This window comes from Ensifer sp. Root423 (assembly GCF_001426275.1).
Taxonomy (GTDB): domain Bacteria; phylum Pseudomonadota; class Alphaproteobacteria; order Rhizobiales; family Rhizobiaceae; genus Ensifer; species Ensifer adhaerens.
Genome location: NZ_LMEG01000047.1, coordinates 158,869 through 177,869, shown reverse-complemented (window position 1 = coordinate 177,869; position 19,001 = coordinate 158,869). Strand labels below are relative to the sequence as shown.

At 63.3% G+C, this 19,001-nt stretch carries 21 protein-coding genes and 1 tRNA gene; 12 read left to right on the top strand and 10 right to left on the bottom strand.

What is annotated here, in order from left to right:
* Window positions 1–145 precede the first annotated feature (145 nt).
* Window positions 146–1,111: an alpha/beta fold hydrolase gene (locus ASD01_RS33975; RefSeq protein WP_034786804.1), complete on the top strand. Its 966-nt coding sequence runs from the start codon at window positions 146–148 to the stop codon at window positions 1,109–1,111.
* 110 nt (window positions 1,112–1,221) lie between these two features.
* Here ASD01_RS33975 and hisN read toward each other — a convergent pair whose 3' ends face one another.
* Both hisN and ASD01_RS33965 read right to left on the bottom strand, forming a co-directional pair.
* A complete protein-coding gene (gene hisN, locus ASD01_RS33970) occupies window positions 1,222–1,995 on the bottom strand; it encodes a histidinol-phosphatase (RefSeq protein ID WP_034786807.1) in 774 nt (257 codons plus the stop codon).
* A 439-nt stretch (window positions 1,996–2,434) separates the two neighbouring features.
* Window positions 2,435–3,316 (bottom strand): N-formylglutamate amidohydrolase, encoded by an 882-nt coding sequence (locus ASD01_RS33965; protein WP_034786810.1) that lies wholly within the window; start codon window positions 3,314–3,316, stop codon window positions 2,435–2,437.
* Window positions 3,317–3,516: 200 nt separating this feature from the next.
* Between ASD01_RS33965 and cpdR1 the strand changes: the two genes are divergently transcribed.
* The 3 genes from cpdR1 (at window position 3,517) to ASD01_RS33950 (ending at window position 5,486) form a co-directional block, all read left to right on the top strand.
* A complete protein-coding gene (gene cpdR1 / locus ASD01_RS33960) occupies window positions 3,517–3,882 on the top strand; it encodes a response regulator CpdR1 (protein ID WP_034786813.1) in 366 nt (121 codons plus the stop codon).
* 260 nt (window positions 3,883–4,142) lie between these two features.
* Window positions 4,143–4,217 (top strand) — tRNA-Val (locus tag ASD01_RS33955).
* A 576-nt stretch (window positions 4,218–4,793) separates the two neighbouring features.
* On the top strand, window positions 4,794–5,486 hold the full coding sequence (locus ASD01_RS33950) for an alpha/beta fold hydrolase (RefSeq protein WP_034786814.1): 693 nt from the start codon (window positions 4,794–4,796) through the stop codon (window positions 5,484–5,486).
* Between the two features lie 91 nt (window positions 5,487–5,577).
* Here ASD01_RS33950 and ASD01_RS33945 read toward each other — a convergent pair whose 3' ends face one another.
* The 4 genes from ASD01_RS33945 to ASD01_RS33930 form a co-directional block, all read right to left on the bottom strand.
* Window positions 5,578–5,853, bottom strand: coding sequence for a hypothetical protein (locus tag ASD01_RS33945; protein ID WP_051659088.1), 276 nt, complete (start codon window positions 5,851–5,853; stop codon window positions 5,578–5,580).
* Between the two features lie 32 nt (window positions 5,854–5,885).
* A complete protein-coding gene (locus tag ASD01_RS33940; RefSeq protein WP_060530585.1) occupies window positions 5,886–6,077 on the bottom strand; it encodes a hypothetical protein in 192 nt (63 codons plus the stop codon).
* A gap of 85 nt (window positions 6,078–6,162) precedes the next feature.
* Entirely contained in the window at window positions 6,163–7,101 is a 939-nt protein-coding gene (dapA, locus tag ASD01_RS33935) for a 4-hydroxy-tetrahydrodipicolinate synthase (protein WP_034786819.1), read from the bottom strand.
* 11 nt (window positions 7,102–7,112) lie between these two features.
* The gene (locus tag ASD01_RS33930) at window positions 7,113–7,604 is read right to left on the bottom strand and encodes a hypothetical protein (protein WP_034786821.1); all 492 of its coding nucleotides are present in this window, start codon (window positions 7,602–7,604) and stop codon (window positions 7,113–7,115) included.
* Between the two features lie 301 nt (window positions 7,605–7,905).
* Here ASD01_RS33930 and ilvD point away from each other — a divergent pair, with 301 nt between their 5' ends.
* Together ilvD and ASD01_RS33920 are read left to right on the top strand one after the other, a co-directional pair.
* Window positions 7,906–9,744, top strand: coding sequence for a dihydroxy-acid dehydratase (ilvD, locus tag ASD01_RS33925; protein ID WP_034786822.1), 1,839 nt, complete (start codon window positions 7,906–7,908; stop codon window positions 9,742–9,744).
* Between the two features lie 160 nt (window positions 9,745–9,904).
* A complete protein-coding gene (locus tag ASD01_RS33920; RefSeq protein ID WP_034786824.1) occupies window positions 9,905–10,333 on the top strand; it encodes a lipocalin-like domain-containing protein in 429 nt (142 codons plus the stop codon).
* An 18-nt stretch (window positions 10,334–10,351) separates the two neighbouring features.
* Here ASD01_RS33920 and ASD01_RS33915 read toward each other — a convergent pair whose 3' ends face one another.
* Both ASD01_RS33915 and ASD01_RS33910 read right to left on the bottom strand, forming a co-directional pair.
* Window positions 10,352–10,756: a GFA family protein gene (locus tag ASD01_RS33915; RefSeq protein WP_034786825.1), complete on the bottom strand. Its 405-nt coding sequence runs from the start codon at window positions 10,754–10,756 to the stop codon at window positions 10,352–10,354.
* Window positions 10,757–10,897: 141 nt separating this feature from the next.
* The gene (locus ASD01_RS33910) at window positions 10,898–11,305 is read right to left on the bottom strand and encodes a GFA family protein (RefSeq protein ID WP_034786827.1); all 408 of its coding nucleotides are present in this window, start codon (window positions 11,303–11,305) and stop codon (window positions 10,898–10,900) included.
* 95 nt (window positions 11,306–11,400) lie between these two features.
* Between ASD01_RS33910 and ASD01_RS33905 the strand changes: the two genes are divergently transcribed.
* Entirely contained in the window at window positions 11,401–11,874 is a 474-nt protein-coding gene (locus ASD01_RS33905) for a MarR family winged helix-turn-helix transcriptional regulator (RefSeq protein WP_034787245.1), read from the top strand.
* Between the two features lie 11 nt (window positions 11,875–11,885).
* Here ASD01_RS33905 and ASD01_RS33900 read toward each other — a convergent pair whose 3' ends face one another.
* Window positions 11,886–12,332 carry a MarR family winged helix-turn-helix transcriptional regulator gene (locus ASD01_RS33900; protein ID WP_034786829.1) on the bottom strand — a complete coding sequence of 149 codons (447 nt, stop codon included), beginning with the start codon at window positions 12,330–12,332 and terminating at the stop codon, window positions 11,886–11,888.
* 61 nt (window positions 12,333–12,393) lie between these two features.
* Here ASD01_RS33900 and ASD01_RS33895 point away from each other — a divergent pair, with 61 nt between their 5' ends.
* The 4 genes from ASD01_RS33895 to ASD01_RS33880 all read left to right on the top strand — a co-directional run bounded on the left by ASD01_RS33895 (window position 12,394) and on the right by ASD01_RS33880 (window position 16,866).
* Window positions 12,394–13,122, top strand: a complete 729-nt coding sequence (locus ASD01_RS33895) for a DUF899 domain-containing protein (RefSeq protein ID WP_034786831.1) — start codon at window positions 12,394–12,396, stop codon at window positions 13,120–13,122.
* 100 nt (window positions 13,123–13,222) lie between these two features.
* Window positions 13,223–13,699 (top strand): DUF1579 domain-containing protein, encoded by a 477-nt coding sequence (locus tag ASD01_RS33890; protein WP_034786833.1) that lies wholly within the window; start codon window positions 13,223–13,225, stop codon window positions 13,697–13,699.
* A gap of 129 nt (window positions 13,700–13,828) precedes the next feature.
* Complete coding sequence (locus tag ASD01_RS33885; RefSeq protein ID WP_034786835.1) at window positions 13,829–14,596, top strand: VOC family protein; 768 nt, start codon at window positions 13,829–13,831, stop codon at window positions 14,594–14,596.
* A gap of 452 nt (window positions 14,597–15,048) precedes the next feature.
* The gene (locus tag ASD01_RS33880) at window positions 15,049–16,866 is read left to right on the top strand and encodes a GGDEF domain-containing protein (RefSeq protein ID WP_064817010.1); all 1,818 of its coding nucleotides are present in this window, start codon (window positions 15,049–15,051) and stop codon (window positions 16,864–16,866) included.
* Here the strand turns inward: ASD01_RS33880 and ASD01_RS33875 are convergent.
* Window positions 16,838–17,749, bottom strand: a complete 912-nt coding sequence (locus ASD01_RS33875) for a LysR family transcriptional regulator (RefSeq protein ID WP_034786836.1) — start codon at window positions 17,747–17,749, stop codon at window positions 16,838–16,840. The genes ASD01_RS33880 and ASD01_RS33875 overlap by 29 nt on opposite strands.
* 129 nt (window positions 17,750–17,878) lie before the next feature.
* Here ASD01_RS33875 and ASD01_RS33870 point away from each other — a divergent pair, with 129 nt between their 5' ends.
* Window positions 17,879–18,913, top strand: a complete 1,035-nt coding sequence (locus ASD01_RS33870) for an aldo/keto reductase (protein ID WP_034786838.1) — start codon at window positions 17,879–17,881, stop codon at window positions 18,911–18,913.
* Window positions 18,914–19,001 lie beyond the last annotated feature (88 nt).

Here is a 19,001-nt window from a genome sequence, read left to right as displayed (position 1 = left end):
CATGTCCCTTCCCCTTCAGCGGCCGGAAACGGTGATCGTCCGGATTTCACCCACCGTTTCCGGCTTTTTTCTTTGACGGCGAAGACCCTGCCGCCTATCCCTTGATGCTACCGATCAACACGCTTTCACCTCCGGCCACGACCCCATGAGCTCGATCCTCCACGCGACACCGGACAATCCGATCCCGGACAATCATGTCGCTGGCTTTTTCGATGGCATCGGCGGCCGCAAGATCCGCTATGCGATCTTCAAGACGAAGCAGCCGGTGGCGCGCGGCACGGTCGTTCTGCTGCAGGGCCGCAACGAATCGATCGAGAAGTACTTCGAGACGATTGCCGATCTGACTGCGGCCGGCCTCTGGGTCGCCACCTTCGACTGGCGCGGCCAGGCCGGCTCCGAGCGGCTGCTGGCGCACCCCGGACGCGGTTATGTCGACCACTTTTCCGACTATGAGCGCGACCTCAGCACCTTCCTCGAACAGATCGTGCTGCCCGATACCCGCCTGCCCTTCTCGATCGTCGCCCATTCCATGGGCGCTCTCGTTGCCCTCTCCCTCGCCCCGATGCTGGCAAGCCGCATCGATCGGCTTGTAGTGCTCGCACCCTTCGTCGGCCTTGGCGGCCAGGCGCTCGGCGAAAAGAGCATCGCGACGGTTGCGACCTTCATGCGGCTGGTCGGTCTCGGCGCCCTGCCGGCACACCCCGACAAGGGCAACCGCCCCTTCGAAAACAACGTGCTGACGGCCGATCGCCGCCGCTACGCCCGCAACATCGCGCTAACCGATGCGCATCCGGAACTTAGGCTCGGGCCCCCGACGGCGCGCTGGCTGAGCGAGGCTTTCCACGCCATGCGCCGGGTCATCCGCCGCGAGCATCTGACCCGCATCACCCTGCCGACGATCATCCTGGCACCGACGGCCGATCGGCTGGTACCCCATATCGCCGTCGAATGGCTGGCGCGCAATTTCCGCGCCGCCCAGATGATCCCGATCGACGGCGCCCGACACGAGCTGCTGCACGAGGCGGACCGCTACCGCGCCCAGGCGATGGCAGCGATCCTCGCCTTCGTCATCCCCGAAGAAGGCGACGCGCGCGAAACCAGCGCCGCCTGAAGCAAGCGATCGCTCGCGACAGCGCCGCACGTCCTATCAGACGCGCAAAGGTCACTGTAACACGTTGATTTTACGGATATCTGCACCTGCCGCGCGAGGCGCAGGGCGGATCAGCCCTCCAGGATTTCCAGCGCCTGCGCGTGCAGTTCGGCATTGCCGGCAGCAATAACTTCGCCGCCCATTTCCGCCGGACCGCCCTGCCAGTTGGTGACGATGCCGCCGGCCTGCTCGATCAGAGGGATGAGCCCGCCGACATCATAGGGCTTCAGCCCGCATTCGATTACCAGATCGACATGGCCGGCGGCCAGAAGCGCGAATGCGTAGCAATCGCAGCCGTAGCGGAACAGCCGCACCTTGCTTTGCACCGTCTCATAGCGGGTCTTGAGATCGCCGGAATAGAGATGCGGCGAGGTGGTGAAAAGCACCGCGTCGTCAAGCGATCTGCAGGCGCGGGTCGAAAGCACCTGCTCGCCACCCGGCCCGCGGTAGACCGATTTCGTGCCGTCGGCGAAATAGCGCTCGCCGGTGAAAGGCTGGTCCATCAGGCCCATGACCGCATCGCCATTGCGATAGAGGCCGACCAGCGTGCCCCAGACCGGCAAGCCGGAAATGAAGGCGCGCGTGCCGTCGATCGGGTCGATGACCCAGACATACTCGCGGTCGAGGCCAATATTGCCGTGCTCTTCGCCAAGAATGCCATGGTCCGGGAAATGCGCCTCGATCAGCGCGCGGATCGCCGCTTCCGCCGATTGGTCCGCTTCCGTTACCGGATCGAAGCCGCTCTCCAGCTTGTTGACCACGCTGGTCCCGATCCGAAAGCGCGGCAGGGTTTCCGCCTTGGCGGCATCTGCAAGACGATCGAAGAAGGCGCGGTCAGGCAACATGGCGATCTCTCAGGAAAACATGGAGGAAGGTACGTCCTGCATAGACGAAATTTGTCGAAAGGCAAACGACCGAGCACGCCCACCTGCGGGCGTCGTCGGCGTCAGGGCAGGAGCATTTCGCACTGCACCACGACCGCTTCGTACTTCAAACGCGGCTTTGGCGAATTCAATCGGTTGATTCGCCATTTCCGGCTGAAAAACTTTTGACGCGACGCAAAAGTTTTCACCGGCAAACTTGACATTTGTGCAGTGCAATATTATGGTTTTCCTACAGTCACCTGTGACTGTAAATACCCTCCTTGGGTGTTTCCTCCCTAGACTTGACCGCGCCGTTGGCGCGGTTTTTTTTGAACCTCCCCGACAGCAAAATACCAAGCGTCGCCAGTACCTTGCTGGACGCCATCCCGCTTTGCCGGTTGTTCCTGGTTTTTGGGAAAGGCTACTCGGCCGCCAGCGGCAGGTAAGCGCCGTAGTCCTCGACGTGACGGGCAAGCGAGCCGATGAAGGTCGTGAGATCGGCAACCAGCGCACCGAAGCCAGGTTTGCGCACCAGCGTCGCCTCGTCGACATAGAGCGCCCGGTTGATCTCGATCTGCAGCGCATGCAGCCCGCGCGTCGGCCGGCCGTAGTGCTCGGTGATGAAGCCGCCGGCATAGGGCTTGTTGCGCACGACGCTGTAGCCGAGCTGCTGCAGCAGATCGACCGCAGCGCGCGAAAGCTCACCGGCAGCACTGGTACCGTAACGATCGCCGATGATGAAGTCGGGCCGCTGGGCGCTGCCCGGCAAATGCACGTTGCCCGGCATCGAATGGCAGTCGATCAGCACCGAGAGGCCGAACTGCACATGGGTGCGGGCGATCAGCTTGCGCAAGGTGGCGTGATAGGGCTTGTAGATGGTCTCGATCCGCGTCAGCGCGTCCTCGACCGGGAACCGTCCGCGATAGATTTCCATGTTCTCGGCCACCAGCCGCGGGATCGTTCCGAGCCCGCCTGCGACGCGCATCGAGCTGATATTGGCATGCGGCGGTAGCGGCCCGTCGAACATGCGCGGATCGAGTTCGTATGGCTCGCGGTTGACGTCGAGGAAGGCGCGCGGGAAATGCGCAAGCAGCATCGGCGCGCCAAGGAACGTCGCGTTCTGGAACAGCTCATCGACATAGTGGTCTTCCGACCGGCGAATCGAAAGCGCGTCGAGCCTGGACTGGTCGAGAAAACTCTGGGGATAGGAGCGGCCGCTGTGTGGCGAATTGAACACAAAGGGAATGCGCTGGACTGGAGGTTCAAGGACCTCGAACAGTTCCCTCTCCGCAATTTCCCCCATCTGAACCCTTTTTTACCATATGCGGTACTTGCAATTGTCATCATGTTGCCAGTTGGCCCGCTCTGTGTCCATAGTGGCCAATCACAGCATCCCGGGGAATTGACGTCCCGCGTTCACGAGATATTTACCGCGTTGCGGTTTGGATAAAACGCCGCAATCTACGCGCAATGAACTGAATAAAGAGAAGCACGGCCCAATTCATGACTGCGAAAATCCTTCTTGCCGAAGACGACAACGACATGCGCCGGTTCCTGGTGAAGGCGCTGGAAAAGGCCGGCTACAAGGTCATGTCCTATGACAACGGCGCTAGCGCTTACGACCGGCTTCGCGAAGAACCGTTCTCGCTCCTTTTGACCGACATCGTCATGCCTGAGATGGACGGCATCGAACTGGCGCGGCGCGCGACGGAACTCGACCCGGACCTCAAGGTCATGTTCATCACCGGCTTTGCCGCCGTTGCGCTCAACCCCGACAGCAAGGCGCCGAAGGATGCCAAGGTACTGTCCAAACCCTTCCACCTGCGTGACCTCGTCGACGAGGTCAACAAGATGCTGGCTGCTGCCTGATCAAGGCAGTTTTCCACAGGCGCGACGTCCCGCGACTGTAAAGAATGCGACTTAGAACCGACCGCCGCGATCCACAGGGATCTCCGGCGGTCTTTTCGTTTCAATACCTTAGCGGAAACCCAGCAAATCCGGCGTCTTGCCGGTGTCTCATCGACGCCGCCCCCATGGGGAAAATCACCGCCTCTAAATTTCTGTCAAAAAACCTTCGAAAACCCTATTGACGCGACAACGGCTTTTGTGGTCTATGCGCCACATCGGATGGGCGTGTAGCTCAGCGGGAGAGCACTACGTTGACATCGTAGGGGTCACAAGTTCGATCCTTGTCACGCCCACCATTCGAATTCAAAGGCCTTTCGAGAAATCGAAAGGCCTTTTTCGTTTCCCTCGATTTCTTCCTGGCAGCAACAGACGAACGGCCCGCTCGCCGCGGCCTTGATCAAAACGCTGTGCGCCAAGTTGCCCACAGCCAACGCTCAGACTTTGGTCCGACGGGGGCCGGCAAAGGTCCGGGGCGCATTGTCGAATCGGCTTCGCGGTGACTTGATGCCGATGCGCCCGGAAGCACAGCCCGCCTCCTGGGCGCAACCGGTCCCAGAGCGATGCCCCGTAGCCCCAATACGCCGCTCTGGGACCCCGTCTTCTCCTCATCCTGTCGCCATCGGCCTGCCATCGCGGCCACCGCCTGCGGGGACGCGCAGGGTTGGTCTTCCGTCACGAAAATTTGTGGTTTGCGTCATGGAACGCACGCCTTCCCGCCCTAATTTACGTCCGCAATCTCAACGCCTTGCCACGCGCCAGGCGCAAAGCAAGGGAACCCACCAAAACCGACGACGGGCAGCATGCCTCGCCTCACCACGAGCGAGTGTGATGCCGAACCGAGCACCTCTCCATTCGAGCGAAAGGAACTGATCATGCCGGCAGTCAAGAACATCGTGCTTGTGCACGGCGCCTGGGGTGATGCCTCCCATTGGCGCCACGTCATTCCGCCGCTCCACGCCAAGGGCTACAGAATTGCCGCGGTTCAGAACCCGCTGACCTCGCTTGCCGACGACGTCGAGCGCACCCGCAAGCTGGCCGAATCGCTCGAGGGCCCGACCCTGCTCGTCGGCCACTCCTATGGTGGTGCTGTTATCAGCGGCGCCGGTCATGCGGCCAACGTCGTCGGGCTCGTCTATGTCGCGGCCTTCGCGCCGGATGAAGGCGACAGCCTCGGCAGCATCTTTGCAAGGCGCGAGCCGCCATCCGGCGCCGCCAGCATCCGTCCCGACAAGGACGGCTTCCTCTGGCTGGCGCAGGATACGTTCCGTGAGAGTTTCGGCCAGGACCTGAGCGAGACCGAAGCACTGGTCATGGCGGTCGCACAGAAACCGATCGCCGGGCGTTGCTTCGAGGACAAGGCCGGGGCTCCCGCCTGGAAGACGAAGCCCAGTTGGTACCAGGTCTCGCGCCACGACCACATGATCCCGCCGGAAACCGAACAATGGATGGCCGAGCGCATCAAGGCGAAGAAGATCATCACGCTCGATGCCAGCCACGCCTCCCTTGCCTCGCACGCCAAGGAGATCGTAGCGCTGATCGACGAGGCGATCGCTTCGCTCGGCTGAGCGTCCGCCAGCGCAGCACCCCGACAAGAGAAAACCCCGCCAGCGCCGAGCTGGTGGGGTTTCTTCCTTACGCCTGCATCAGGATGCGGCGTCAGGCATAGGCGCCGCGCCGGCGCTGTCGCATGGCCCTCGGCCTGCGCGAAAACGTATCAAGATCGATGGCCGCCCCTTCCGGCGCGCGACACACCTCCTCCGGATGCCGGTCGCTCGCTTCCACGGCGAAATGGATTGCGGCGCTCTCATTGGTAAAGAGGCCGCCGACGAGACCCTTGCGGTCGGATACGACCCACCAGCCGTGCCGGTCGCGGCCGACGACGAAACGCGCGCGCGCCAGGAAACCACGACGGATCTGCTGCATACTGCCCATGATCGAACAATCCTTTTGACGAAAGCGAAGCCTTAGCCGGCAATCCACGGAAGTGCCGCCTGGATGCCGTAGGCAAGGCCGAGGACGACGGCGAGCCTGATGCCGATACCGAGAAAGGCATCGCGAACGGCGCTGTCCCTGGGCGGAAGGCGCTCGGCGCGCTCGCTGCTTTCGACGCGCCGGCGCTCAGCGGCGCGCGCGGCAAGATGGGGGAAACGGGACATGGTCTTTCCTTTCGGGTGAGATGGATGCGGACGGCGGGAGCCGCCGCGGCAATCGGGCACGACAGATCCGTGCGATGACGAACCGTCAGCCAGCAAGCGCGATGCGCACCCCGCGGCCGATCTGAGTGGAGGCTGGAAGCTCGGTCAGCGGTTCGAGCGCCGCGCGGATCTCGGCCGCCGTCTCCGGCGCCACCTGCGTCAGCGGCAGACGCACCTCCGGGCTGAGCGCCCGCACCAGGTGCAACGCGTATTTCACCGGCCCCGGATTGGTCTCGCGCTCCAGCGCCGTGAGCAGCGGGCGGAGCCGCTCATGAAGGGCGAGCGCCGCTGCGACATTTCCGGTCGTGACAGCCTGGTGCATGGCGACCACCAGCCGCGGCACGACATTGGACGCCACCGAGATGGTGCCGTGACCGCCGCAGAGATTGAACGGCAGCGCCGTCTGGTCGTGACCCGAGAGCTGCATGAGCCTGGCCTTGAGAGCTGGCGACGAAGACAGGAAGCGACCGACGTCGCCGGTGGCGTCCTTGATGCCGACGACATTTTGAAGCTCCGCCAGCCGCTCGATCGTCCGCGCGGCGAGATCGACCCCGGTGCGCGAGGGCACATTGTAGATGATGACGGGAAGATCCACCGCCCGGGCGACCGCCTCGAAGTGGCGATAAAGCCCCTCCTGCGACGGCTTGCTGTAATAGGGCGCAACGACGAGCGCCGCGTCGGCGCCGAGCGTTCTGGCTTCCGCCGTCAGTTCGATCGTCGTCGCAGTACTGTTGGTGCCGGTTCCGGCGATAACCGGGATCTTGCGTTCCGCCACCTCGACGCAGCGTTCGATCACCATGGCCCGTTCCGCCCGCGACAGCGTCGGCGCCTCGCCGGTGGTGCCGCAGGCGACGACGCCGGAAATGCCGTGTCGGATCTGCCATTCCACGAGCGACATCAGGCCGACGACATCAACCTTGCCGTCCCGGAACGGCGTGACGAGCGCCGTGATCGCGCCTTCGAGGCGCAGCGAATGCATGTTCATGGAAATATCCTTCAGGTGGGAAGTTGGCCACGGCCGGCAGCAGCCGCAAGCTGATGGCCGCGGCAGGAGCGCAGGAAGGCGCCAAGGATCGCCGCGGCAAGGTCGGCATGCCGTGCCTTGAAGGTGATGCGGCCGGCTCCGGTTGGTTGATAGCGCAGCGCGCAGGTCCACAGCCCGAACTCGTGACTGAGCGTTCGAAGGCACAGTTTCGCTTCGGTCGCCGACGTCAGGTGAATGACGGCATCGACCAGCGCATCGGCGGCCATCAGTTCACGGAACCGACGCGACGGCCATTCTCCAGCCGTCAGGTCCGGCAGGTCCGCGATCACCCGCACCGCCTCCCAGACATGGTGCTCGCGCAGGCGGCGAACGCCGGTGAGCCGCAGCATGAGCGCATCGAGCGCCTCCGGAGCCCTTTCGCCACCGGTGAGCTCAGGGCCCGCATCGACCTCGCGTAGAGCCCCGGGCAAATGACGGTTGATGTTGAAATCCTGGAGAGACATGGCACGCATCCCTATTCGATGCGACAAGGCTAGACCCGTCAGGCGTCCAGTTTCGATTGCGACTTCAGGCGCTCGACATAAGATTTCCGTAAAGCGCTTCGGCGGGTGTTGTCCAAGGCGCCGGCCGCGGTCTAGATTTGATTTCCGAAGCGGCGAAAGCCTGGCGCGACAGCGCGCGCAGCGTCGAAATAATCTGACGCAAAAGATGACGCGCGCGCAATTTTGCGCTAGGTAGCCCCTTCGGTGGCGATCAGGGATCGCCATTCCCGAGCAATACCCCTTGTCCGTGAAGGAACATGCCATGCCTGCCTATCGCTCACGTACCACCACCCACGGCCGCAACATGGCCGGTGCCCGCGGCCTCTGGCGCGCGACGGGCATGAAGGACAGCGATTTTGGCAAGCCGATTATTGCGGTGGTGAACTCGTTCACCCAGTTCGTGCCCGGCCACGTGCACCTTAAGGATCTTGGCCAGCTCGTCGCCCGCGAGATCGAGGCTGCTGGCGGCGTCGCCAAGGAATTCAATACCATCGCCGTCGACGACGGCATCGCCATGGGTCACGACGGCATGCTCTATTCGTTGCCGTCGCGCGAAATCATCGCCGATAGCGTCGAGTACATGGTCAACGCCCACTGCGCCGACGCCATGGTCTGCATCTCCAACTGCGACAAGATCACGCCCGGCATGCTGATGGCGGCGCTGCGTCTCAACATCCCCGCCGTCTTCGTTTCCGGCGGCCCGATGGAGGCCGGCAAGGTCGTGCTGCACGGCAAGACGCATGCACTCGACCTGGTCGACGCCATGGTCGCCGCAGCCGACGACAACGTCTCGGACGAGGACGTCAAGGTCATCGAACGCTCGGCCTGCCCGACCTGCGGCTCTTGCTCCGGCATGTTCACCGCCAACTCGATGAACTGTCTGACCGAAGCGCTCGGCCTGTCGCTGCCCGGCAACGGCTCGACGCTCGCCACCCACGCCGACCGCAAGCGCCTCTTCGTCGAGGCCGGCCACCTGGTCGTCGATCTCGCCCGCCGCTATTACGAGCAGGAAGACGAGAACGTGCTGCCGCGCAAGGTCGCCTCGAAGAAGGCGTTTGAAAACGCCATGGCGCTCGATATCGCCATGGGCGGCTCGACCAACACCGTGCTGCACATTCTCGCCGCCGCCCACGAGGGCGAGGTCGATTTCACCATGGCGGACATCGACCGCCTGTCGCGCAAGGTTCCCTGCCTGTCGAAGGTCGCTCCGGCGAAAAGCGACGTGCACATGGAAGACGTGCACCGTGCCGGCGGCATCATGTCGATCCTCGGCGAACTCGAGAAGGGCGGCCTCATCAACCGCGATTGCCCGACGGTCCACAGCGCCACGCTCGGCGACGCCATCGACCGCTGGGACATCACTCGCACGACCAGCGAAACCGTTCGCAACTTCTTCCGCGCGGCACCGGGCGGCATCCCGACCCAGGTGGCCTTCAGTCAGGAAGCGCGCTGGGACGAGCTCGACACCGACCGCGAAAAGGGCGTCATCCGCTCGGTCGAACATCCCTTCTCCAAGGATGGCGGCCTCGCCGTCTTGAAGGGCAACATCGCGATCGACGGCTGCATCGTGAAGACCGCGGGCGTCGACGAGAGCATCCTGAAGTTCTCCGGCCCGGCCCGCGTCTTCGAAAGCCAGGATGCGTCGGTCAAGGCGATCCTCGGCAACGAGATCAAGGCCGGCGACGTCGTCGTCATCCGCTATGAAGGCCCCAAGGGCGGCCCGGGCATGCAGGAAATGCTCTATCCGACGAGCTACCTGAAATCGAAGGGCCTCGGCAAAGCCTGCGCGCTGATCACCGACGGCCGCTTCTCCGGCGGCACTTCGGGCCTGTCGATCGGCCACGTTTCGCCGGAAGCGGCCAATGGCGGCACGATCGGCCTGGTGCGCGAAGGCGACATGATCGACATCGACATCCCGAACCGCACGATCAGCCTGCGCGTCGACGAGGCGGAACTTAGCCGTCGTCGCACTGAGCAGGACGCCCAGGGCTGGAAGCCGACCGAACAGCGCAAGCGCAAGGTGACGACGGCGCTCAAGGCCTATGCCGCCTTTGCCACCTCCGCCGACCGCGGTGCTGTGCGCGACCTCGGCGAACACTGACCAGCTAAGTTCGGGCAGCGCCCGAGCGGCGCAAGAAACAACGAAGGGCTCCCGCGCGTCGGGGGCCCTTTTCTTTGATCTCATCCTAGGGATCGGCCCGACTTTGCCGGACAGGAAGCATCTGCTATTTTAGTTTATCCTAAAATCAAACAGGTGGGTCATGGCGGACGAGTCTGGATTGCTCGGCACCTGGAAGATGCTTTCCTGGACGCGCGAGGTCGTCGCCACTGGCGAAGTCACCGATGCCATGGGCCCCGATCCTATCGGCTATCTCTCGTACTTTCCCGATGGCCGGATGACCGCCGTTGTGGTGAAACGCGATCGACCGCAGCTCAAAGGACTCGTGCCGTCTCACGACGAAAAGGCGGCACTGTTTGACTCCATGCTCGCCTATTCCGGCTCCTATTCGCTCAAGGACGGCCGGATCATCCATCATGTCGAGGCAAGCTGGAACCCGGCCTGGGGCGTCTCCGACCTGATCCGCCCCTTTGTCCTGCAAGGGGATAAGCTGGTGATCTACGGCGCGCCGGGCGTGGACCCGGCAACCGGCGAGGAGGTCATCTACCACCTCGAATTTCGCAAGATGTAACCAGCTTCGCTGTGGGCTTTAGAGGTGACGGGTCTCGGCTGGCGCGTGGAACCAGTTGTTGTTGCGCCCGTCCATGTACTGCACCGGTGCTTCGGCCAGCACCGCCGGATCGAGGTCGTCGAGGCAGGCGAGGTTGACGGAGTAATAGGCGCCGCCAATCTCCTCGATATAGCCGTGGCCGAAGGCGGCAACGCCGCAGGTCCTGCAGAAGCGGTGATGCACGCTGTCGCTGCCGAACTGGTAGTCAGCGATATTGGCTTCGTCGCACTGCAGCCGGAAGGCGTCGGGCTTCACGACCGCCCCCCAGTAGCGCCGCTTCCAGCAAATCGAGCAGTTGCATTTGCCGGTGCCGGCATCGAGGTCGATGTCGGCCTCATAGCGGATGTTTCCGCAATGGCAGCTTCCCTTATAGGTCAGTTTCATACCCGTCGCTCCTGCGTGGCGGGCCAGGCAGGCCCCCTATTGCCGCCCACCCGGCAGGCGATATGCTGCCAGGTGAAACTCATGCAGTCCATATGCCATATTGACAATATATTGTCAAATAGGTGCGAGATCTCGCACGCGTCAGAGATGACGGAATTCGGCAGGCGTTTCATCCCAGCGGTCGTTCCGGCCATCCAGATATTGCACCGACACCTTAGCCAGGACCGTCGGATCGACATCGTCCAGCGTTGCGACATTGATGCTGCAATAAGCGCCGCCGAGTTCCTCGACATAACCATGGCTATAGGAGGCGATGCCGCAGGCAGGGCAGAAGCGGTGGTTGCCAACCTTGGCGCCAAACTGATAGAGCCCAACCTGATCTTCCGGTGACAGGAGGCGAAAATCCTCCGGCTGGACCTGTGCACCCCAGTAGCGGGCCTTGCCACAGAACGAGCAATTGCATCGCGTCGTCCCCGCATCGAGATCGAAAGTCGCTTCGTATCTGACCTTGCCGCAATGGCAACCGCCGCTGTAAGTCCTTCTCGCCATGCTCTCATCTCCCTTGCTAAATTGACTTGCTGAAACGACCGCATCATGACAACATGATGTCATACAAACATTCACACGACGGTGGTGCTGTCAACATGAAAGATCCCGATCGGACACCCGCCGGAGACGCCTTTGCGGAGTTCGCCATATCGGTACTGCGGCTAGCGGGCCCGCTGACGCAGGCCGGCGACGCACTCGCCAAACCTTCCGGACAGACGAGCGCCCGCTGGCAGGTGCTGGCCGCGGCAAACCATGCGCCGATGTCGGTTGCCGATGCGGCACGCGCGCTCGGCCTTGCGCGCCAGGGGGTGCAGCGCATCGCCGATCTCTTGGAGGCCGAAGGGCTGATCGCCTACAGGGACAACCCGACCCACCAGAGGGCAAAGCTCATGGTTCTGACTGCGGCGGGAGAAACGGCACTGCACGACATCAAGGAGCGGCAGGCGGCCTGGGCGGACGGCCTGGGCGGCGCACTCGGCGAACGACGGCTGCGGCAGGCCTCTGCCTTGATCGCCGAGGTGATCGAGGTGCTCAAGGAGCGCCCCGCGCCAGAGCCGTCCGAGGACTGACCGGCCGCGCGTCAAGCCAGCCTTAAGAGATCGGCACGCAGGCGGTCCGAACCGCCGTCATCGAGCACCGGATCGAGCGCCTCATGCAGGTTCCGCCAGATCGGCACGGCGCGCGCCAGCAGCGCCTGCCCTTCGGTCGTCAGCCGCAATCGCCGCGACCGCCGGTCGTCGGCATCCGGGAAGCTTTCGACCAGGCTGCGCCGTTCCAGCGGCTTCAACGCCGCCGTCAAGGTCGTCCGGTCCATGGCAAGAAGCGACGCCACCGAGCCCATATTGGGCGGCGCCGGGCGGTTGAGCGACATCAGGAGAGAGAACTGTCCGTTGGTGATATCGAGCGGGCGCAGCGCCTCGTCGAACCGGCGGGCAATGGCGCGCGCTGCGCGTTGCACATGCAGGCAGAGGCAGGTGTCCTTCACATGCAGGGTAGTGTCGAACGAAACAAGCGGCATTTTTGACATGCCCGATTAATGTTGATATCAACGTAAATAGTCAAGTGCAACGTTGGAAGGAGGAACGGGCATGAGACAGGATCACGCAGTGGTATCGCCTGGAGAGTGGCTGAAAGCGCGCAAAGATCTGCTTGCGCTGGAAAAGGAACACACCCACGCACGCGACAAGGTCAATGCCGCCCGGCTGGCCTTGCCCTGGGTGAAGATGGAAAAGACCTACGTCTTCGATACGCGGGCGGGCCGCAAATCCCTGTCCGAGCTTTTCGACGGCCGCAGCCAGCTCATGGTCTACCATTTCATGTTCGGCCCCACCTGGGAGGCCGGTTGCCCCGGCTGCTCCTTCCTGGTCGATCATTTCGCCGGCATGCTGCCGCACCTCAACCATCACGACGTGACGCTGGTCGCCGCATCGAACGCGCCGCTCGCAAAGATCGAAACCTACAAGAAACGCATGGAGTGGGATTTCCCCTGGGTCTCGGCGGAAGGCAACGGCTTCAACCATGACTTCCACGTGGCCTTTTCGCCAGACGAGCTCGCAAGCGGCAAAGTCGGGTACAACTTCACCGACATAGAAAGCGCCAATGCGCATGAGGAACTGCCCGGTCTCAGCGCCTTCCAGAAGGGCGAGGACGGCACGATCTACCACACCTATTCGTCCTATGCCCGCGGGCTCGAGGAACTCGTGGGCACACTGATGCTGCTCGACCGCGCACCCAAGGGGCGCAACGAGGACGGGACCATGAGCTTCGTTCGCCGCCACGACGAATATGATCGGGAGCCCGGACGCAAGGCGGGCTGAGGTCCGCATCCCGGCGGACGGAACTTTTCGCCCGCAAAATCGTTTTGAGAACGCTCGCGTGCCGGGCCGAACGTCTGCGCCCGGTCAAGAAGGAAATCCCGTGAGAGCAGAACCGGAAGAAGCGCACCGCTGGCTCGAGCAATTGCTGGGCGACTGGCACGTTCGCGCGGCCGGCTCCGATGGCGAGCCCGATGGCAGTGGCCCCTGGACCGAGCATGTCCGGTCACTCGAAGGCCTCTGGATCGTCTGCGAGGGTCAGGGAACGATGCCGGGCGGCAGTTTCGGCCAGACGCTGATGACGCTCGGCTTCAATCCGCAGACAAAACGTTACGTCGGCACCTGGGTCGGTTCGATGATGAGCCACATGTGGATCTATGACGGAGAACTGGACGCGGACGGCACGTCCCTCTCCCTCTACTGCGAGGGGCCAGATTTCGAAAACCCCGGCAGGACCATGCGCTACCGCGACGTCATCACGCTTGCCGGGCCATCCCGTCGGCTGCTGACGGCGCAGGCGCAGACAGCGGACGGAAACTGGAAAGACTTGATGACGGCGGAATACCTACGTCGGGATTGAAAGCCGCGCTGACGACGGCCTTGGCTGTTCGGCCATGCATCATGTCAGGCTGACCCGACAACAGTTCATTCGAACAGGCAAACAAGTGGCGCCAGATACGCCGCGCCAGAGCAAAACCGGAGGAAGGCAATGGCAGATCACGGCAAATTCGTTTGGTACGAACTGATGACCACCGACATGGCGGCCGCCGAGACGTTCTACAAGGACGTGGTCGGCTGGGCCGCCAGCGATGCCGGCATGGCCGGCATCAGCTACACGCTGTTCAACGTCGGCGAGATTCCGGTGGCGGGATTGATGACCATGCCGGAAGGCGCGCTCGAAATGAACGTGCCGCCCGCCTGGCTCGGCTATGTCGGCGTCGACGATGTCGACGTGAGCGCCGCCAGCATCGCCGCCAAGGGCGGCAAGGTGCACCGGGCGCCGGACGATATCCCGGGTATAGGGCGCTTCGCCGTCGTCACCGATCCGCACGGCGCGGTCTTCTCGATCTTCAAGGGTACGGGCGATCCGCCGCCGGTCACCGACCCGATGGCGCCCGGACTGATCGGCTGGCACGAGCTTGCCTCGGGCGACCTCGACACCGCCTTTCCCTTCTATTCCGAACTCTTCGGCTGGACGAAGGACCAGGGCATGGACATGGGCGAAATGGGCATCTACCAGATCTTCGCCCATGGCGGCGCCCCGATCGGCGGGATGATGACCAAGCCGAAGGAAGTGCCCGCGCCTTACTGGCTCTACTACATCAACGTACCGGCCATCGATGCCGCCATCGAACGCATCAAGGCTGGCGGCGGCAAGATCGTGCTGGAGCCGATGGAGGTCCCCGGAGGCGCCTGGATCGTTCAGGCGCTCGACCCGCAGGGCGCCCTCTTCGCACTGGTCGGGCCGAAGCGCTGAGACGACTGCTTGTCTCCTTAAATCGTCCTCGACGTAAGGGAACAGACTTGCAGAAAATCAAAGTGTTACAGCGACCTTAGCCCGTCTGATAAGACGCGCGGCGCTTTAGGCGGCAGCACAGATCACGTTGCCGTGAAGAGTTGCTGAAGTAAAATGACGACCAACCAAGTCCAGGCCCGCTTTCGGCAAGAAGGCGGGCAGGATTTATTGCGATCATGGACCGGAAAGCGAATACGGGGGCCGCAAAGCTGGGGTCTGCCGTGCGCCGGGCGCATCCCTCGGTTGCGGAATAGCCCCTAGTATTTCAGGGTATTTCAAGCATATTTAACATCTTATACGATAGCAGGGGCGGCAAGCACACTGATTTCGGATGGGTTTCTTGTCGGGTGGCAAGAATTTGTCGCGATTGTCGAGCAGACGGGCGGCGACGTGAGTGGAGCAACTTCGCGCAAATGAGCAATAAGGGCAGCACCTATGCGTCCCCTCAGATGGGCGTAGGGGAAGCGCGTACGGCCAAGGCCCTGCGACGCAAGCTCCAATGGCTGGTGGCGATCGTCGTTGCCTGCACGGGCATTCTTGCGACCGAAATCATCGCCGCATCCTATAGCGACTTTGTCGTCGCGCGCCGCAACCTGACGGAAGTCATGGCCTTTTGCCGCGTCCTCGACGCCGCAAACTACCTCTCGGCCGAACGTGGCCCGTCCAACGGTGTGCTCGGCCTTGGCGTAGCGCCCGGCTCGACTGTCCAGGCGCGGCTGGCGGAGTTTCGTGCCCGCAGCGACGCGGCATTGGCTCAGATCACCGCCGACATCGACAATGCCAGCCGCTCCGAACCGGCCGGCGCGCTTTCGCCCATCCTGGTCGAGGTCCATCGTCGGCTGATACTCGCGCGTGCGGAAGTCGATCGCATTGCGGCCCTTCCGCCGGAACGGCGGAACCTTGCCGAAATCGAAGCGACGATCGAGGCCATGTTCGGCGTGATCGATGCGCTTCGCCCCGCGATCGACTGGAACATTCAGCGCCTGACCAACACCGACCCGAACCTTGCGGGCATTGCCCTTGCAGCCCAGATGCTTGCCAATCTGCGTGAGGACGGAGGGCGCCTCGGCTCGCACGTCATGGCGCCCGTTGCCGTCGGCAAGCCGCTCGCGATCAAGAATCTGGCCGACAGCGAGCGCACGCGCGGCAGGCTGCAGGAGGTCTGGGCGATCGTCGGCAAGCCGGGCGCGCTTCCAGGCTTGGATCCGTCGAAGATCGGCGATCTCGCCAAGATCGACCGCGAGTTCTTTGCCGAAGGTTTTGCAATCATCGACAACATCGTCGCCGTCGGTAAACGCTCGGGCGACTACCCGATGACCGCCGAACAGCTCACCGACCTTTTCGTCCCGAAGATGAAACCGCTCGAAGATCTGCGTCGCGCCTTCATGGATTCGACCGTCGAGCGCCTGTCCGCCAACAAGACCCGCGCGTCGATCAAGCTCGCCGTGGCGAGCCTTGCGACCTTCTCGCTCTTCCTGATGTTGCTGATCTTGATGCGGCGCGCCCGATCGCTGGTGTTCGAACCGCTGCTTCTTGCGCGCCACAGCATCATCGAGCTTGCCAATGATCGCCCGATCGCGCGCCTTCAGGGCAAGGGTGGAGAAGGCGAAATGGGGCGCCTGTTCGATGCGATCGACATCCTGCGCCAGCGCCTCGACGAGCGCACGTTGCTGATGCAGCATCTCGAACGCCAGGCGGAAACCGACGAACTGACCGGCCTGCTCAACCGCCGCGCGCTGGAGCTGATCGGCGGCGCGGAAGACACGGACGGCAAGGATCAGGACGCCTGTCTGATCCTGATGGACATCGACCATTTCAAGCAGATCAACGATACCCACGGCCATCTGATCGGCGACATCGTGCTTCAGGAAACCGCCCGCATCATCCGCAATTCCGTGCGCAATTCCGATCTCGTCGCCCGCTTCGGCGGTGAGGAGTTTGCCGTGATCACGCCCGGCGACAGCATCGAGTCCGCCCTTGCCCTTGCCGAAAGGATCAGGGTCAACCTCGCGCACGAACCGATCGTCCTTGCCGACGGACGGAAGCTGAACGTCACCGCCAGCTTTGGCGTGGCCGAGGGCCGCAGCGCGAACGGTGGCTGGAAGCACCTGATCGAACTTGCCGATAACGAGCTCTATCGCGCCAAGTCCGAGGGCCGCAATCGCGTCTGCGGCCAGCCGGCCGAAGCGACGCACCAGCCGTTCAAGGCGATGAAATCCGCGCGCGCTTAGCCAGGAAATCAAGTACCACCCGCACGCGCGCCGGCAGGGCTCCACCCTGCCCGTGGAACACCGCATGGAATGCCTCGATGTCGCCCGGGTTCAAGTGCTCGGCGACCGCCGTCAGCCGGCCGCAACGGATATCCTCCTTGACCGTAAACGTGGGCAGTCGCGCCAGCCCGACACCGGCGAGCGTAAGCTGGCGCAAACCCTCGCCGTCGCTCACGCGGACCTGCTCCGTCGGCGCCAGCGTGAAAGGCTCCCCGTTCGACAGGAGCGGCCAACCATCGATCGAACGCGCATAGCTATGGCTCAGCCTGTTCATCGCTTCGAGGTCGCCGACACTCTCGGGCATGCCGAACCGTTGAAGATAGGACGGCGCGCCCACGATCGTCATCGACGTGCTGCCGAGCTTGCGGGCGATCAGGCTCGAAGACTTCAGAGGACCGGCGCGCACGGCGATGTCGGCCCGCTCCGCCATCAGATCGACCACGGCGTCGGTCTGCAGGATATCGAGCGAGACCGATGGAAAGGCCGAGAGAAACTCCGGCAGCACCGGCATCAGCACATGCACCGCATAGGAAGCGCTGACGTTTAGCCGCACGCGGCCCTCGGGCGTTTCGCCTGAACCCGCCTCGCGCTCCGCCTCGTCGATATCGGCAAGGATGCGCACCGCCCGCTCATAGAAGGCACAGCCTTCCGCCGTCAGCTGCAGCCGCCGCGTCGAGCGGTTGATGAGCCGGACGCCGAGCCTTTCCTCCAGCCTCTGCACGAGCTTGCTGACGGCCGAGGGTGTCATGCAGCAGACCTTTGCGGCGGCCGAAAAGCCGCCGAGCTCCACCGCCTTGGCGAAAACCGCCATCTCCCCCGAACGGTTGATAGACAAGCGCGACATGTGACTTCAACTCACAAATGATGTTCTTTCATCCGGTCTACATCGCAAATGGCTGCGATACCACCTTCTCCTGGTGGGCGAGCGGACTTCCGCTCTCGCAAAGACAAAACCAACGAGGAGTTTGACGACATGGAATACAGACGGCTTGGATCATCGGGACTGAAAGTGCCTGCCTTGAGCTTCGGCGCCGGCACCTTCGGCGGCAAGGGGCCGCTCTTCAGCGCCTGGGGCAACAGCGACGCCGCGGAAGCCCGGCGGCTGATCGACATCTCGCTCGAAGCCGGCGTCAATCTCTTCGATACCGCAGACGTTTACTCCGACGGTGCGTCCGAGAGCGTGCTCGGCGCGGCCATCAAGGGCCGGCGTGATGCCGTGCTTCTCTCCACCAAGATGGCATTGCCGATGGGCGACGGACCGAACGACGCCGGCACGTCGCGCACGCGTCTCGTCAAGGGCGTCGACGATGCCTTGAAGCGGCTCGGCACCGACTACATCGACCTTTTGCAACTGCACGCCTTCGACGCGGGAACGCCGGTCGAGGAGGTGCTTTCGACACTCGACAGTCTGGTTGCCGCCGGCAAGCTGCGCTACGTCGGTGCCTCAAACTTTGCCGGCTGGCAATTGATGAAATCGCTGGCTGTCTCGGAGAAGCACGGCCTCGTGCGCCACGTCGCCCACCAGGTCTACTATTCGCTGGTTGGACGCGACTACGAATGGGAACTGATGCCGCTGGGCGCCGACCAAGGCGTCGGCGCTCTTGTCTGGAGCCCGCTCGGCTGGGGACGTCTCACCGGCAAGATCCGCCGCGGCAAGCCGTGGCCCGAAGGCAGCCGCCTGCACGACACCGCGGCCTTCGGCCCACCGGTCGATGATGAGAAGCTCTACGATGTCGTCGACGTGCTCGACCAGCTCGCGGAGGAAACCGGCAAGACGATCCCTCAGATCGCCATCAACTGGCTGCTGCAGCGCCCGACGGTCTCGAGCGTCATCATCGGCGCCCGCAACGAGGAGCAGCTTCGCCAGAACCTCGGCGCCGTCGGCTGGTCGTTGTCAGCGGACCAGATCGCCCGACTCGACGCGGCGAGCCGAACGACGCCGGCCTACCCCTACTTCCCCTACTACCGCCAGGAGGGTTTTGCCCGCATCAATCCGCCGATCGTCTGACCGAGGATGGCCAATGTTTCGCACGCCCGTCCGGGCGTGCGAATGCGTTGCGCCGCCCTGATTTTCTGCGGGCGCTTTCGCGCTTGCA

Excerpts from the sequence above, each read along its gene's own strand:
- ASD01_RS33975 (WP_034786804.1), top strand. The coding sequence starts at position 146 with ATGAGCTCGATCCTCCACGCGACACCGGACAATCCGATCCCGGACAAT.
- hisN (WP_034786807.1), bottom strand. The coding sequence starts at position 1,995 with ATGTTGCCTGACCGCGCCTTCTTCGATCGTCTTGCAGATGCCGCCAAG.
- ASD01_RS33965 (WP_034786810.1), bottom strand. The coding sequence starts at position 3,316 with ATGGGGGAAATTGCGGAGAGGGAACTGTTCGAGGTCCTTGAACCTCCA.
- cpdR1 (WP_034786813.1), top strand. The coding sequence starts at position 3,517 with ATGACTGCGAAAATCCTTCTTGCCGAAGACGACAACGACATGCGCCGG.
- ASD01_RS33950 (WP_034786814.1), top strand. The coding sequence starts at position 4,794 with ATGCCGGCAGTCAAGAACATCGTGCTTGTGCACGGCGCCTGGGGTGAT.
- ASD01_RS33945 (WP_051659088.1), bottom strand. The coding sequence starts at position 5,853 with ATGGGCAGTATGCAGCAGATCCGTCGTGGTTTCCTGGCGCGCGCGCGT.
- ASD01_RS33940 (WP_060530585.1), bottom strand. The coding sequence starts at position 6,077 with ATGTCCCGTTTCCCCCATCTTGCCGCGCGCGCCGCTGAGCGCCGGCGC.
- dapA (WP_034786819.1), bottom strand. The coding sequence starts at position 7,101 with ATGAACATGCATTCGCTGCGCCTCGAAGGCGCGATCACGGCGCTCGTC.
- ASD01_RS33930 (WP_034786821.1), bottom strand. The coding sequence starts at position 7,604 with ATGTCTCTCCAGGATTTCAACATCAACCGTCATTTGCCCGGGGCTCTA.
- ilvD (WP_034786822.1), top strand. The coding sequence starts at position 7,906 with ATGCCTGCCTATCGCTCACGTACCACCACCCACGGCCGCAACATGGCC.
- ASD01_RS33920 (WP_034786824.1), top strand. The coding sequence starts at position 9,905 with ATGGCGGACGAGTCTGGATTGCTCGGCACCTGGAAGATGCTTTCCTGG.
- ASD01_RS33915 (WP_034786825.1), bottom strand. The coding sequence starts at position 10,756 with ATGAAACTGACCTATAAGGGAAGCTGCCATTGCGGAAACATCCGCTAT.
- ASD01_RS33910 (WP_034786827.1), bottom strand. The coding sequence starts at position 11,305 with ATGGCGAGAAGGACTTACAGCGGCGGTTGCCATTGCGGCAAGGTCAGA.
- ASD01_RS33905 (WP_034787245.1), top strand. The coding sequence starts at position 11,401 with ATGAAAGATCCCGATCGGACACCCGCCGGAGACGCCTTTGCGGAGTTC.
- ASD01_RS33900 (WP_034786829.1), bottom strand. The coding sequence starts at position 12,332 with ATGTCAAAAATGCCGCTTGTTTCGTTCGACACTACCCTGCATGTGAAG.
- ASD01_RS33895 (WP_034786831.1), top strand. The coding sequence starts at position 12,394 with ATGAGACAGGATCACGCAGTGGTATCGCCTGGAGAGTGGCTGAAAGCG.
- ASD01_RS33885 (WP_034786835.1), top strand. The coding sequence starts at position 13,829 with ATGGCAGATCACGGCAAATTCGTTTGGTACGAACTGATGACCACCGAC.
- ASD01_RS33880 (WP_064817010.1), top strand. The coding sequence starts at position 15,049 with ATGAGCAATAAGGGCAGCACCTATGCGTCCCCTCAGATGGGCGTAGGG.
- ASD01_RS33875 (WP_034786836.1), bottom strand. The coding sequence starts at position 17,749 with ATGTCGCGCTTGTCTATCAACCGTTCGGGGGAGATGGCGGTTTTCGCC.
- ASD01_RS33870 (WP_034786838.1), top strand. The coding sequence starts at position 17,879 with ATGGAATACAGACGGCTTGGATCATCGGGACTGAAAGTGCCTGCCTTG.